Source organism: Pseudomonas abietaniphila (assembly GCF_900100795.1).
In the GTDB taxonomy this organism is placed as follows: domain Bacteria; phylum Pseudomonadota; class Gammaproteobacteria; order Pseudomonadales; family Pseudomonadaceae; genus Aquipseudomonas; species Aquipseudomonas abietaniphila.
Genome location: NZ_FNCO01000008.1, coordinates 128070 through 140895, shown reverse-complemented (window position 1 = coordinate 140895; position 12826 = coordinate 128070). Strand labels below are relative to the sequence as shown.

The window sequence follows — 12826 nt, the reverse complement described above, 5'->3', positions numbered from 1 at the left end:
ATGTTGACTGACACAACGCCTTCGCGAGCAAGCTCGCTCCCACTGGGGATGTGCTGTTGCGCGATCAATCAGCGGATCACAATCACCCGCCCCAACGCCTCGTACTGCTCGAACCCGACCACCGACTTCAAAGCCGCCAGCACGGCTAGCGGGTCCTTGCTGGGAAAGCTTCCACTGACGGTCTTTGCGGCCAACCGCTCGTTGAGCACGACGATGCGCCCGGGGTAATAACGGCTCAAATCGTCGATCACTTGCGCCAGTGGCGTTCGGTAATAATTGAGCCAGCCCTGACGCCAGGCCAGTTGGCTTTCACTGTCGACAACGCTCGGATCGCGGGTATGGGTCCGGTCATAACTGACCCGTTGTCCTGCCGTCAAAATCTGCTGCGGCTCGTCCACGCCCGCCCTGACGCCGACGCGCCCCGACAGCACGGTCACCTGCGCCCCACCCGGCTGTAAACGGACTTCGAACTGCGTACCCAGCACTCGGGTTTCACCTTTTCCACCCTCGACCACGAATGGCTCGCCGGTGTGCGTGACCTGGAAGAACGCAGCGCCCCGACGCAATTCCACATGGCGCTCGCCCGGGGTGAAATGCACGGCGACGGCGCTGTCGGCATCCAGAGTGACCCGCGACCCATCGGCCAGCATCACGCTGCGGACCTGCCCCGGCGCAGAGACATAATCCGCACCGAAATCGTCGATCCAGCGCTGCGGCTGAACACCCAGGCCGACACTGACCATCAGCACCAGACAGGCCGCTATCGCCAGACCCGCGCTCCAGCGCATCAGGGGCTGGCGGCTGCGACCTGCAGGACGCGGTGCGTCCATTGCCTTGAGCAACGCTTCAAGCGCGACGGCGTCTTCACCGGCCAGCTTCGCAGCGGGTGCTTCGGTCATCTCCCACATCACTTGAGCCTCGGCATACGCCTGCGCGTGGGCGGGATCGGCCTTCAGCCAGCGGCTGAAACGGGTCTGTTCGGCCACTGTCGGCTGATCATGCAGCACGCTCAGCCAGCTCAGGGCCGTTTCGTGGTGTTCAGGCGTAACGACGAGGGTTGTGTCCGAAGGCGCTTTCATCGACGCGCCTCCTCGGACTTCGTCCGGAGCGGGACCGCCTGCGCGGTGCCTTGACCCAGGCTCGCTTTGCAGGCTTGCAAGGCGCGCATCATGTGTTTTTCCACCGCGCTTTGCGAAAGCCCCATGACGGTGGCGATCTCGCCATATTTGCGACCGTGGATGCGATTGAGCAAGAAGATCTGCCGCGTCTTTTCCGGCAATCCGCGCAATGCCGCTTCGATGTGTCGCAAATCAATACTGGCTTCCAGCGCGGCCTGCGGTACGTCGCTGCACAGTTGCGGCTCGTCAGGTATCAGCGCTTCATGAAGCCGGGCGCGGGTGCCCTCGTTACGCAGATGATCGATGGCGATGTTCCCCGCGCAACGCAGCAAGTAGGTGTTGAGCTCTTCCACCTGCACCAGCGGACGTCGCCAGAACCGAATGAACAGGTCCTGCACCAGATCGGCCGCCGTCGCACGGCACCCGACACGCCGACTCACCAGCGCTTCCATTTGCGGGCGCTGGGTCAGGAACACCTCAAGGAAGCGTGCGCGCGCAGCTGTCGGGGCGTTTTGATCGATCTCGGGTGAAACCGAATCGAGGGCGGGTGGCGGGAGATCAATCATGGCGCGATATTAATGATAAATATTCTCATGCGCAAAAGAATCTGACGGGAAACCCCCGTCGTTGCGGGCTAATCCCGCCTTTAGGTGGTTCTTCGCATCACAGGTGCCCCGCGTCCTTCAACGTGAAGATTGCGCACCGGAAATATTTTCTCGCATCTGGGGGTTGAATTGTTTCTTCATCGGCGCCAACACTGTGAATGAGGGCAGACGAAAACTTCAGTGTCGTCGAGACTCTCCCGAGCAAGCCAAAGTAAGGGAAGAACTATGCAAATCCAGGTCAACAGCGATAACCACATCGAAAGCAGCATCCGACTGGAGGAGTGGGTACGAACCACCGTTGAAAGCACGCTCGAACGCTACGAAGAAGACCTCACCCGCGTCGAAGTCCATATCCGCGATGAGAACGGCGATAAGCCCGGCCCGCATGACATCCGCTGCCAGATGGAAGCCCGGCCAAAAGGACACCAACCTATTTCCGTGACCCACAAGGCCGACTCGCTGGATCAGGCCGTGGACGGCGCCGCCGTGAAACTCGATCACGCGCTGGAACACCTGTTTGGCAAACTGCGCAGCAAACGCGGCGGAGTCACCACCCTCAGCAACGTTAAAGGCGACGACTCGGATAACCCCGACGCCCTGCTACAGGAAGAATTCCTGGAAAAAGACGAAGCCCTGCACGGTTAAGCCAGCGGCTTGAGACATTCAATCATTCAATAAACAAGGGCGGGCCTGTGGAGACAGGCCCGCCCTTTTTATTTTCAATTTGAAGCGCACACAAACCATGCAGACAGCGCCCTAATGGTGCCTGCGTGCAACTAGAACGGCACTTCGCTACTACTTACTCATTAGTTATAAAGAGTAAACCGCATCACACTTTCCGCGCTGAAAGGATTCATGGTCGCTTTAAAAGCCCCGCCCGTCCCGCATGGCCCGAACCCTGCAAGGGTCAAAACGTCGAGCCTTTAACCTCTGCAGACCACGCCCTTTCCGGCCCGATGGGCAGCTGACTCGCCAACACAGACGCAGTTTGTTTATACCGTTGATCCTGCGTCGAGAACTAAAAGGACAAACGTTCAGTCAATTCATGCAGATCGATAATCAGGTAACAGGCCATGGACAATCCTTTTCAACAGATCACCGATGCTTTTCACCCAGACTACCGGGTTAACCTGAGTATCCAGGGCCTCGACGGAACCATCATGCTGACACTTTCCAACGAGTCAGGTGTGGTCGCTAAACGTTTGATCAGCGCTGAACAACGTAATTCACCCAAGCGCCTGCGTCGCTTGATCGAGAGCGTCCAATTCGGCATCGCCATCGAACAAGGTCACAGCGCCATCAAGATCCTCGCCGCCATGACCGATGGCGACGTAAAACAATTGGCACCGCCGGTCGCCAATGCCGCAATGCTCAACCGTGCCAACCAGGCGATGGGCCTCTGATCGATGGCTCAAATCTTCTAATGGAGGCGAACATTTCCCGTCGCCTCCCCCTTCGCTCCTGCTGTCCTGTCGCAATGCCGGTGATCGCTTCCCCGCTTTAACTTCCCGCCGATTCAGCCCTCAGACAGAGACGACCTGTTACAACAAATCTGTATCGAGCCAACACGCCCCGAGCAACGCAGAGGGTGGTGGCCGGATGTGGACACGTTGGAGGTAGCGGAATGTATCTACGGTATTTAGCGCTGGCTGGCGTTCTGGTGATGGCCACCGGCTGCGTGGAAGAAAGGGTTGTGCATGAGCGGCGCGGGCCGCCGCCGCGCGCCGAGCATGTCGAAGTCATCGCCCCGCAGGCGCCCCCGGAACGCATTATTGAAGAAGAACCGGCGCCGCGCCCCGGCTACATTTGGTCCCGCGGCTACTGGCGCTGGAACGGCAACCGCTATGTCCCGGTTCATGGTCACTGGGAAGCCGTGCGGCCTGGGTACCGCTACCAGCATCCGTACTGGGAAAACCGGGGCGACGGCTGGCATTACCATGTCGGGGTTTGGGTGAATTGATCACCTGATCATCATGCAGAAAGAAAAATGCCCCGCATCGACGGGGCATTTTTCATTCAGGCCGGCAAAACGTCATTTATAACTCGCCCTTCTCGTCGATCACCGCCCCTTTCGTTTTGCCATGAGGGTCCGGGACCTTCACCGACGGAAATTGTGAGGAGGCGTAACGCACCACAAGAATCGCGAACGCCAGCAGCAAAATCGCACCACTGAGGTACACGACGCCCAGATCCGGCGGCGCATGGTGCGACACGTCGGAGATGAGCAAGCGCGTCAACGCGGTGATTGCCACGTAAATCAGGAAGCGCACGGGCATGTGGTTGGTCTTGAAATAGATCCCGACCATCGCCCCCAACTCCAGGTAGATGAACAAGAGCAGGATGTCATCGACCGTGATGTGCCCTTTTTCCAGCATCCCCAGAAAGGCCATGACCGCGGCCCACGCGGTGACCGCGCCGATGGCGAACAGCGCCAGGTAATGGAAGGTCTCGACGAACAGATTGCCCAGTGACTCGGCACAGCTGTGCACCTGCTGACGAAGGGATTCGGCCCAGTTGATTTTCACGATGTACTTCCTTGAGTGATTCAGAGCAATGATGCCGCGCACGCATGAAGCTTTTGCTTGCGCAATTGGCCAAGCATTAAAGGGGCCATTGGCTACCTTTGAGAACGTGACCGGATGTCGCAAGGCGTTGTGGCGCTAAAAATGCGTATGAATTGCCACTACCCAAGCGGCATCGATTCCCTTATGCTGCGCACTGTATAAATAAACAGTACCCGCTTGAAGATTAACTATCGTGAAGGCATATGAGGTGGTAAATGGCCGTCGAAGTGGTATACCGCAGCAGCCGAGATCTGGAGCGTTTGTTCATGGATAAAGCCGAAGCTGACCGTCATGACAAGATGCTCGAACTCGCCGAGCTGCTGTCCAGCGTATTGAGCAAAGCCGTGCCGTCCCTGTCCGAAGCACAGGTCGAAGAGGCTGGCATCTACATGGCGAAGAACCGCGACGTCTTCGCCCGCGCGTTCAAGAACCAGCCCGATGCATTGAATGAATTATTGAGTGATGCGGCGGAGTAACGCTAAAACCCCGTGTGGGAGCGAGCTTGCACCCACACGTCAGTCTTCTCTCAGCAAGACCGTTTTAACTCACGTCCTCCACTTCCCGCTGCGCACCAATGCTGCCACAGCATCGGCAAACGCCTGCGGTGCTTCTTGCGGCAGGTTGTGACCAACGTCAGGGATCTGCCGATGCTCCCGAGTCCCGATGAAGTGCGCTGCCGATGAGGTGCCATCGGTGGCAGCGATCACGCCATCGGCCATGCCGTCCAGGGTAATGGTCCGGGCGCTGATCGGCGGGTTTTGAGCGAGCTTTTTTTCGATCTCTTCATAGTCGGCCGCACCGGGCGCCAGGCCCATGCGATGACGATAGGAATGAATGACCACGTCGACGTAATCCGGGTTGTCGAATGACGCCGCCGAGCGCTCGAACGTCGCGTCATCGAAACGCCAGGTCGGCGAATTGCTCTTCCACAAAAGGCGCGCCATTTCGCGTCGATTCGCTTGCAGTCCGGCGCGGCCACGCGCGGTCTGAAAATAATGCTGGTACCACAAACCCCATTCAACCTGTGCCGACAACGGTTCGCTTGCCTTGGCGATGTCCTGAATCAGGTAGCTGTTGACCGAGACCAACCCGACACACCGCGAAGGCTTCAATGCTGCGGCGACACACGCGGCACGACCACCCCAGCCAAACCCTGCGAACACCGCTTCCGGAATGTGCAACGCCGTGATCAAGTCCAGCACGTCCTGCCCGATCGCGGCTTGCTGACCGGAACGTGGCGTGTCTTTATCCAGAAACGTCGTGCTGCCATGCCCGCGCAAATGCGGAACGATCACCCGCATACCCTGCGCGGCCAGGATCGGCGCCACCTCGACGTAGCTGTGAATGTCGTAGGGGAATCCGTGCAGGAGCACGACAGGGCGGCCGTCTTCAGGACCCGCCTCGTAGTAACCGATGTCGAGCACATCGGTGGTGACCTGCTTGATCGGCCCCAGCGCGGCGGCCGTGCCGGAGGATTTCACCGCAGCCTTTTTTTCGACAGGCTCATAGGCTGCCATCGCAGGGGTCAGATCACTGAGTGCAAACGCTGCAACGCCTGCCGCAGAGGAGGTCAGAAAATGCCGACGGTTGAGGGTGAACGTGGACATTGTTTTCATTCCTCAGCCGCTTCGACATCAATGATCAGCTCACTGCCAAGCCAGCTCGCGAGTAACGCACCCGCCCTTGCCACGCCCTCCTGCTCACCCAGCCTAGCCACGAGCATCTCGCACAGGTCGATAAAGCTGCCGTTCTGCTGGAGCTGAACCAGTGCCAGGTACTCCACGGCGTCGACCTCTCGCAACCGGGACGTAAACCCTCGCCGCCAAACGATAAGGCCGCCCGCCTCTGCTAGCATTTCGCTGTCCGGTGGCGTACGCCCCTCACATAACGCCGACCAGACCGCTTCGACGTTGGTGGTCATGACTTGTATCCGTAACGATGGCGTGAAACACAACCGGGCGTGGTCCCAGTCGACGGTCGCCAATGCGTCGGGGGAAAGCGGTGTGGCATCTCTGGCCACGAACGCCTCACTCAAGGCCTGTTCGATCCAGGCGAGCTCGTGAATGTCAGGGTTTTCGGGAAAACGTCGACGCAGGGTCTCGCCGAAATGCTCGGCGTAGGCATCCAGCGTCCACGCGTAAGGTGGACAGTGGTCGATATGGTCGATGGCCGTATGACGGAATGCTTCCTCGCCCAGCCAGGTGCGCAATTGCGGGAAGGCATGTTCCAGGCAACTCACCAACTGTGCCCGGTAATTATTCTGATACACCGCAAGGCCTGCGGCGGCGTGAACACTCAAACGGTCGGCCGCGTCTTCGGATGCATCGACCAGCCATGACTGAAAATCACGCTGCATCTCGGCGAGGGTCATGCGGCTTCTCCTGCGCGGCGTGTCGTTTCGGCAGCGCCCAACGCACGGGCGATGGACAACTCCTGCAGCAGTTCGCCGAGGGGCGGAATATCGTCGTCGCGTTCGATCATGGTGGCGACCGGACCGAGCAACGAAATGGCTTTGGCGTAAAGGTCCCAGACGTCGGTACACACCGGGCTGTCGTGGGTGTCGATCAACAGATCGGGCCCCTGACTGTGTCCCGCGAGGTGGATCTGACGCACGCGCTCAGCCGGAATACCATCGAGAAACGCCAACGGGTCGAAGCCATGATTGCTGGCGCTGACGTAGACGTTATTGACGTCGAGCAGCAATTCGCAACCGGTACGACGGGACATCTCGGCGATGAATTCCCACTCGGTCATGGCGGCGTCCGGAAAGCTCAGGTAGCTGGAGGGGTTCTCGAACAGCATGGTCCGACCCAACACGTCTTGAGCGTGATGAATATTGGCGCACACCCGCTCCAGCGCCTCCTGTGTGTACGGCACTGGCAGCAGGTCGTGGGAATTGAAGCCGCCGATGCGCGACCAGCTCAGATGATCGGAAACGAACAACGGTTCGATTTCGTCGACCAGGCTTTTCAGGCGCTTGAGGTAATCAGGGTTAAGGCCGTCCGCCGAGCCGATCGACATGGACACACCGTGCAACACCACCGGATGACGCTCACGCATTTGACGCAGAATGTTGCGCGGCTGTCCGCCCTCGACCATGAAGTTTTCCGAGATGACCTCGACGAAATCTACCGGAACCTGAGTCTCCAGGAAGTCACGGTAGTGCTCGCGACGCAGGCCCAGCCCGTATCCTGAAAAGAAAGCTGACATGATGCGTACCCCGCAGAAAGGATTGCTACGACGCCTTAACGAGCCACTCAACCGGGCTCTGTATAGCGACTTTCGGTGTACAGATTTAAACGTCCCGCTGTATCCCCTCTGTGTCCCGCGAGGCCCGCAAAATCAAGCCCGTGTATCCAGCGACAGTCCGTACACAGTGCGGTACAAATTCGGGGCGAATGCGCCAGCTCATAAAACCAACGGGCCCGTTTTGCGGTCGCTCCGCGCTAAATCGCTGGCAAGCCGGGCTCCCACCCCCTCCGGGGAGAAGTCGGCATGCATGTCGACATAGAGTATTTGAGTCTTACCGAAGGCCGTGGGCGTTGAGCTGGCTGACGAATGCAGTGTGACCGCCGAAAGGAAGGGGTCGGTCTGGCCAAAAACGTACATCAGCAAACTCAACCCCACAGGGTTTGAACACGACGATCAGAGATGATATTTCTCGCGCACCAGATGACCGATGCCCATACGATCCAGAATTGGCATCGGGCACAGAAACGTGACGCGTACAGTCCCAGGCAAGCGACTGATCTCAATGGACCCCGCAATGGTCGCGCGGTTGCGCACTTCGTCGTATGAAAGACCGGTCACAGCCGCAGCACGACTCAGCCCGTTTTCAGTGGCGACGTTAAGGTTTTCACCGCTCCCCAGAAAAGTGATCGGACCGTTTTCTTCGATCTCGGTCTGCCCCCAGCGTGCGCCTAACGCCTGCACCTTGCGCCGCTGTTCGGGGGACATGGGTCTGGCCATCGGTGGCAGGTCATCGAAATTCTGCAGCAGGATCGGCCCTTCGATGGTGAGGTTCTTGATCACCTCGACGGTCAGTTCCGTTTCGCCCGAGACATCGGTGGCGTGCCCGGCGATTTCACCGTTGCCTTGCTGGGCATGCATGTCACCCATGTATACCCCGGCGCCTGGCACCTTGACCGGGCAGATCAGGATGCAGCCCTCACGCACCGAGTTGGTGTCCATATGGCCATCGGTCTTCGCTGCATGCAGTTCTTCACGGGTCATGCCGAAACGATGCGGTGCGTCGATCAGGTACTGACCGAAATCGGCGCAGTTGTGGGAGTCCGGCAAATCGCGCGCTGGCGTGGTACCAATGTTGCCGAGAAACGGACGCATGTGCGCGGCAACGCCTGGCATGTCGGCGCGAGCCAGCGACAGGATCGAATGCTGTTCGGCGAGTTCGGGCAAGGCCGACATTTGAGATGCATTGCCCGCCAGGCGGTTGGCGATCTCCTGACTGACCGTCAGGCTGACCTGGTTTTCCGGATCCAGCACGATCACGTAACCATTGCTGAAGCGAAACGCGTTGACCTCGGCGCCGCAGTTGTCGCAGCGGATGGCGTCTTCACCCACGCCTTCGACATGACTCGCCGGGTGTTCGGTGCCGCAGTCGGAACAGAATTTAGAGACAAAAGGATCACCGTGATAGCGTCCCTCGACAAAGCTCATGACCCCCGATGATGTCGCAATGGACGTCACGCGCATCCGGGTAATCTTCAGTGCCACGGCATCACCGACTTCAGCACCGACAATCGCAACGGGTTCTGTGACCTCATGGCCACCCTGAAACGCAGGTGTGATCATCGGTCCCCAGCATCCCGGCGGGGTACCGGTGATAAGGGTGCCACCGTCGGACAGCGGGCCCAGCATCGGCTGACTCGGGCCGATGATGCCATGGGTGTAACGATTTACGGTCAAGCGATCGACGGGAGTCTTCCCGATGATCGATTCAGGCTGGGCAGTCTTCAATGGTCGATCCTCCGCGTTGTACAAGCCGCAGCCGCCACCAACGACGGCAGATAAAAAGCAAAAAGCCCGTCGCACTGGACGGGCTCTGTCACCCGCCTTATTTAGGCTCGGTCAGGGTGCCACCGGCTTTCAGGCATTCGGAGGGAGTCTTGACGATCACGCCTTGGCCCTTGCAGCTGTTCAGGCCTTTGCAGTCATTCTTGGCAGTCGCGCACAGGCTTTCACCTTTGCAACCGTTGACGCCGTAGCAACGGCCTGGCTTTTCGGCGCTGGCATCGGCAGCCGATGCGCCGACGCTGAAGGAAGCCGATGCCAAGGCAAGCAGAGCGGCGGCGGTGGCGATGCTGAAGCGGGATTTGTTCGAAGCGATCATGGTGTTCTCCAATTGCGGTCGGGGTAAATCAACAAAGGTGTGTTGAATCGGTGGCGTGAACGTCAGGCTTACTTGACGGCCAGCGCGGCGTCTTCGATCACCTGAGCGACGGCTTCAGGCTGCGAGATGTAAACGGAGTGGCTGGCCTTGATTTCGGTGACCTTGGAACCGGCGCGCTTGTACATCCAGCGCTGCAGATCGGGGCTCAGGGCGCGGTCATCTGTGGCGACGATTGCGTAGGTCGGCTTGTTGTGCCAGGCCGCGGCCCAGGCTTGCGCACCAAAGGTGGCAGCGGTCGCAGCAGGTTGCGAAGCGGCCATGAAATCGGTGCGGTTGGTGGTCAGGTCCGCCGCGAAGTCGGCATTGAATTTGGTGCGATCAAAGAACAGATGACCGTCGCGAGTGGGTCGCACGTCATCGCTTGGCGCAGGCATCGAGGCGATCAACTGGCCCATGCTCTCACCCACTTCAGGTTGCAGAGCAGCCACGTAGACCAGCGCTTTGACCTTGTCACGGATGCCGGCGGCGCTGATCACGCCACCGCCCGAGCTGTGACCGACCAGCACCACCGGGCCGACCTGCTGGTCGAGAATTTCGCGGGTGGCAGCAATGTCTTCGTCCAGGTTGGTCGCAGGCTGCTGCACCACGGTGACCTTGTAGCCCTTGTGTATCAGGATGTCGTGCACGACTCGCCAGCCCGAACCGTCAACGAAAGAACCGTGAACGATCACGATGTTTTTCGCGCCAGTCGGTGCGACGGGTGCAGCAGCGGGTGTCGCCGCAGAGACGAAAAACGGAGCGGCCACGGCCATGACGCCGAGGGCGAGTTTGGAAACTGTACGCATGGTGACTCTCCGGGGGCCTGTTCAGCCCCGCTCAGGTTTCAGTTTTTTTGTGTTGCGAACTCAATGGCGGGCGGCGCGAGGCCGTCCGAAAAACAGGTGATCCAACGACCATCGTCCGGCGCCATACACCACCAGCGGCAGAAGTAATCCGGCCCACGTCAGGTGAGTTGGCCAGGCGTCCGGGTACACGAAAATCTCGATCACCGCCGTCATGCCCAACAGCGCAGCGGCAGCCGGTCGTGTCAACAAGCCAAGCACCAGCAGAATCGGAAACAGATGCTCGGCATAGGTCGCCAGGTGTGCCGCCAGATCAGTCGGGATCAACGGCAGCGCGTATTCGTACTGGAACAGCTGAAACGTCGAGGGCTTGATCGTCAGCAGACCGGTTACTTTCGTACGGCCCGACAAGAAGAACACCGACGCAATGCCGACCCGGGCGATCAACAGCAACGCACTGGGCATGGCGGCCCGCAGCGTCGGCGCCAGAATCGAACCGCGCATCACTTCTGTTCCGTCAACGAGCCAAAGCCCTTGGGCGTCTTGATGGTGGTGCACGTGCCTTTGTCGACCAGCACCCAGGCATCGCCCTGATAGTCCGCGACCGCAGTGGCGGCGCACGAAGTGCCTGGGCCGGCAGCGCAGTCGTTCTGACCGGCGAGGGACACGCCGTAGCACTTCTCTTTCGGGCTGGCCTGATCGGCAGCGGAAGCGGTGCCGGCCAGAGCGGTCAGCGACAACGCGAGTGTGGCGGCAAGGGCGGCGTATTTAGTGTTCATGGTCATCTCCAAAACGTTAGGGACTGGGCCGAGTCCGGCATCCTTCTTGGGTTTCAACGTTGAAACCGGCGACGCCTTTCGGTGAGGAGATTTAATCGCGGGCCTGTATCTCGACTGTGTCGCCCGGCGCGCTGAAGCCTGAGCAGATGTATCTGCCGGGCATGGGTATACAGTCCGATACAAAGCCAGATGGAATAAAACCGACGTTGAGAAATGTTCGCGTAACGGGAGGAAGGGGATCACTGTGGGAGCGTGGCTTGTACCTGGGCCGCATCCGGATGATCGGCGGGGCACCCGTCGTAAAACCTGCGTATGCGGAATGCCAAACCGACCGCATTCGCAGGTTTTACTGCCGCTTCGCGCCAGATCGTCCGGATGCGGCCCAGGTACAAGCCACGCTCCTACGGCCTACGGCCAGAAGCAGGCTTGCGACATGTTCACCCTTCTCCTCGTGGCTACTCCGGCTTCTCCAGCTCATCCACCAACGCCCTGAAAAACCGTGCCGCCTCTCCCCCGGTCACTGCTCGGTGATCGAAAGTCAGCGACAGCGGCAGGATCGGATGAACCACCACCTGGCCGTCCAAGGCCACCGGCTCTTCACGAATGCCACCCGCGCCGATGATCGCTACCTGCGGGGGCACGACGACTGGATTGGCGTAACGGCCAAACAGCGTGCCGAAGTTGGACAGGGTGATCGTCGCACCCATCATTTCCCGCGGCGGAATCGAGCGGGCCTTGACGTCCGCCCGCAGGCGATTCATGCCCTCTTTCAGGTCCGCCGACTGACGATTGCCGACATCGCGCAGCACCGGCACAAACAAGCCGTCGGGCGTGTCCACGGCAATCCCCAGGTCGAGGTTGTCGTGATGCTTGATCGAGAGTGATTTGCCGTCGAACCAGCTGTTCAGCACCGGCTCCACCTTGCACGCCGCCGCCATCGCTTTGCCGATACGAATCAACGGATCGCGCGCTGAACCCCAGCGATGCAGATCGGCGTCGCCGAAAATCGTCACTGGCACCACTTCGGCGTGGGACTTGGCCATGTTCAGCGCCATGCTGCGCCGCACGCCGCGCAGTTTTTCGCCGCCAAACCTGTCGCGCTCCGCCTGGGAAGCGTTTTCCACATCGGCGCGGGTGATCAGACCGTCGCTGCCCGAGCCGCTCAGCGCATTGAGGTCCACGCCCAGTTGTCGCGCCAGTTGACGCACCGCCGGTGTGGCGCGGGTCGACATGTGCTCGCGGGTTGAAGGCGCAGCGCCGACGAAGAATTGATCGTCCTGGCTGTTTCCCCCGCCCTCCAGACGGCCGACCACCGTGCCCGCATCGCCCTCGCCTTCGAACGCCATCAGCGGCTCACCGACATGCAGGATGTCGCCATCGCCGCCATAGACCTTCGCCACCACACCGTCATACGGCGCAGGGATGTCGACGATGGCTTTAGCGGTTTCGACAGACACCACGAGCTGATCGGCTTTCACCGTGTCCCCGGCCTTGACGTGCCACTGGACGATTTCCGCTTCCTGCAACCCTTCGCCCAGATCGGGCAGTTTGAAATATTTCATCGCAAG

At 59.9% G+C, this 12826-nt stretch carries 16 protein-coding genes; 4 read left to right on the top strand and 12 right to left on the bottom strand.

Annotated elements, in window-relative coordinates:
* Positions 1–68: 68 nt before the first annotated feature.
* The gene (locus BLS87_RS16895) at positions 69–1079 is read right to left on the bottom strand and encodes a FecR family protein (RefSeq protein ID WP_074753657.1); all 1011 of its coding nucleotides are present in this window, start codon (positions 1077–1079) and stop codon (positions 69–71) included.
* A complete protein-coding gene (locus BLS87_RS16890) occupies positions 1076–1684 on the bottom strand; it encodes an RNA polymerase sigma factor (RefSeq protein WP_083370696.1) in 609 nt (202 codons plus the stop codon). The genes BLS87_RS16895 and BLS87_RS16890 overlap by 4 nt, the downstream gene beginning before the upstream one ends.
* A gap of 264 nt (positions 1685–1948) precedes the next feature.
* Here BLS87_RS16890 and BLS87_RS16885 point away from each other — a divergent pair, with 264 nt between their 5' ends.
* The 3 genes from BLS87_RS16885 to BLS87_RS16875 all read left to right on the top strand — a co-directional run bounded on the left by BLS87_RS16885 (position 1949) and on the right by BLS87_RS16875 (position 3683).
* Entirely contained in the window at positions 1949–2368 is a 420-nt protein-coding gene (locus tag BLS87_RS16885) for an HPF/RaiA family ribosome-associated protein (RefSeq protein WP_074753655.1), read from the top strand.
* A 428-nt stretch (positions 2369–2796) separates the two neighbouring features.
* The gene (locus BLS87_RS16880) at positions 2797–3126 is read left to right on the top strand and encodes a DUF3509 domain-containing protein (RefSeq protein WP_074753653.1); all 330 of its coding nucleotides are present in this window, start codon (positions 2797–2799) and stop codon (positions 3124–3126) included.
* Positions 3127–3347: 221 nt separating this feature from the next.
* Positions 3348–3683: a YXWGXW repeat-containing protein gene (locus BLS87_RS16875; RefSeq protein ID WP_074753651.1), complete on the top strand. Its 336-nt coding sequence runs from the start codon at positions 3348–3350 to the stop codon at positions 3681–3683.
* A gap of 76 nt (positions 3684–3759) precedes the next feature.
* Here the strand turns inward: BLS87_RS16875 and BLS87_RS16870 are convergent, their stop codons facing one another.
* On the bottom strand, positions 3760–4248 hold the full coding sequence (locus tag BLS87_RS16870; RefSeq protein WP_074753649.1) for a phosphate-starvation-inducible protein PsiE: 489 nt from the start codon (positions 4246–4248) through the stop codon (positions 3760–3762).
* A gap of 254 nt (positions 4249–4502) precedes the next feature.
* Here BLS87_RS16870 and BLS87_RS16865 point away from each other — a divergent pair, with 254 nt between their 5' ends.
* Entirely contained in the window at positions 4503–4763 is a 261-nt protein-coding gene (locus BLS87_RS16865) for a YebG family protein (protein ID WP_074753647.1), read from the top strand.
* Between the two features lie 69 nt (positions 4764–4832).
* On the opposite strand, the gene BLS87_RS16860 is transcribed toward BLS87_RS16865, so the two are convergent.
* The 9 genes from BLS87_RS16860 to BLS87_RS16815 all read right to left on the bottom strand — a co-directional run bounded on the left by BLS87_RS16860 (position 4833) and on the right by BLS87_RS16815 (position 12820).
* Entirely contained in the window at positions 4833–5894 is a 1062-nt protein-coding gene (locus tag BLS87_RS16860) for an alpha/beta fold hydrolase (protein ID WP_208605175.1), read from the bottom strand.
* Between the two features lie 5 nt (positions 5895–5899).
* Entirely contained in the window at positions 5900–6658 is a 759-nt protein-coding gene (locus BLS87_RS16855; protein ID WP_074753645.1) for an HvfC/BufC N-terminal domain-containing protein, read from the bottom strand.
* Complete coding sequence (gene bufB, locus BLS87_RS16850; protein WP_074753643.1) at positions 6655–7497, bottom strand: MNIO family bufferin maturase; 843 nt, start codon at positions 7495–7497, stop codon at positions 6655–6657. Before bufB ends, BLS87_RS16855 begins: the two co-directional genes overlap by 4 nt.
* Before the next feature lie 435 nt (positions 7498–7932).
* Complete coding sequence (locus BLS87_RS16840; protein ID WP_074753639.1) at positions 7933–9264, bottom strand: acetamidase/formamidase family protein; 1332 nt, start codon at positions 9262–9264, stop codon at positions 7933–7935.
* 97 nt (positions 9265–9361) lie between these two features.
* Positions 9362–9637: a BufA2 family periplasmic bufferin-type metallophore gene (gene bufA2 / locus BLS87_RS16835; RefSeq protein ID WP_074753637.1), complete on the bottom strand. Its 276-nt coding sequence runs from the start codon at positions 9635–9637 to the stop codon at positions 9362–9364.
* A 68-nt stretch (positions 9638–9705) separates the two neighbouring features.
* A complete protein-coding gene (locus BLS87_RS16830; protein WP_074753635.1) occupies positions 9706–10482 on the bottom strand; it encodes an alpha/beta fold hydrolase in 777 nt (258 codons plus the stop codon).
* A gap of 60 nt (positions 10483–10542) precedes the next feature.
* Positions 10543–10983 carry a DoxX family protein gene (locus BLS87_RS16825; RefSeq protein WP_074753633.1) on the bottom strand — a complete coding sequence of 147 codons (441 nt, stop codon included), beginning with the start codon at positions 10981–10983 and terminating at the stop codon, positions 10543–10545.
* Positions 10983–11258 carry a BufA1 family periplasmic bufferin-type metallophore gene (locus BLS87_RS16820; RefSeq protein WP_074753949.1) on the bottom strand — a complete coding sequence of 92 codons (276 nt, stop codon included), beginning with the start codon at positions 11256–11258 and terminating at the stop codon, positions 10983–10985. Before BLS87_RS16820 ends, BLS87_RS16825 begins: the two co-directional genes overlap by 1 nt.
* Before the next feature lie 455 nt (positions 11259–11713).
* The gene (locus BLS87_RS16815) at positions 11714–12820 is read right to left on the bottom strand and encodes a dihydrolipoamide acetyltransferase family protein (protein WP_074753631.1); all 1107 of its coding nucleotides are present in this window, start codon (positions 12818–12820) and stop codon (positions 11714–11716) included.
* Between the last annotated feature and the right edge of the window lie 6 nt (positions 12821–12826).

What these genes read in the sequence shown, in the direction of transcription:
- BLS87_RS16855 (WP_074753645.1), bottom strand. Translation starts at nt 6,658, where the DNA reads ATGACCCTCGCCGAGATGCAGCGTGATTTTCAGTCATGGCTGGTCGAT.
- BLS87_RS16825 (WP_074753633.1), bottom strand. Translation starts at nt 10,983, where the DNA reads ATGCGCGGTTCGATTCTGGCGCCGACGCTGCGGGCCGCCATGCCCAGT.
- bufA2 (WP_074753637.1), bottom strand. Translation starts at nt 9,637, where the DNA reads ATGATCGCTTCGAACAAATCCCGCTTCAGCATCGCCACCGCCGCCGCT.
- BLS87_RS16880 (WP_074753653.1), top strand. Translation starts at nt 2,797, where the DNA reads ATGGACAATCCTTTTCAACAGATCACCGATGCTTTTCACCCAGACTAC.
- BLS87_RS16895 (WP_074753657.1), bottom strand. Translation starts at nt 1,079, where the DNA reads ATGAAAGCGCCTTCGGACACAACCCTCGTCGTTACGCCTGAACACCAC.
- BLS87_RS16890 (WP_083370696.1), bottom strand. Translation starts at nt 1,684, where the DNA reads ATGATTGATCTCCCGCCACCCGCCCTCGATTCGGTTTCACCCGAGATC.
- BLS87_RS16885 (WP_074753655.1), top strand. Translation starts at nt 1,949, where the DNA reads ATGCAAATCCAGGTCAACAGCGATAACCACATCGAAAGCAGCATCCGA.
- BLS87_RS16865 (WP_074753647.1), top strand. Translation starts at nt 4,503, where the DNA reads ATGGCCGTCGAAGTGGTATACCGCAGCAGCCGAGATCTGGAGCGTTTG.
- BLS87_RS16830 (WP_074753635.1), bottom strand. Translation starts at nt 10,482, where the DNA reads ATGCGTACAGTTTCCAAACTCGCCCTCGGCGTCATGGCCGTGGCCGCT.
- BLS87_RS16860 (WP_208605175.1), bottom strand. Translation starts at nt 5,894, where the DNA reads ATGTCCACGTTCACCCTCAACCGTCGGCATTTTCTGACCTCCTCTGCG.
- BLS87_RS16820 (WP_074753949.1), bottom strand. Translation starts at nt 11,258, where the DNA reads ATGAACACTAAATACGCCGCCCTTGCCGCCACACTCGCGTTGTCGCTG.
- BLS87_RS16815 (WP_074753631.1), bottom strand. Translation starts at nt 12,820, where the DNA reads ATGAAATATTTCAAACTGCCCGATCTGGGCGAAGGGTTGCAGGAAGCG.
- bufB (WP_074753643.1), bottom strand. Translation starts at nt 7,497, where the DNA reads ATGTCAGCTTTCTTTTCAGGATACGGGCTGGGCCTGCGTCGCGAGCAC.
- BLS87_RS16875 (WP_074753651.1), top strand. Translation starts at nt 3,348, where the DNA reads ATGTATCTACGGTATTTAGCGCTGGCTGGCGTTCTGGTGATGGCCACC.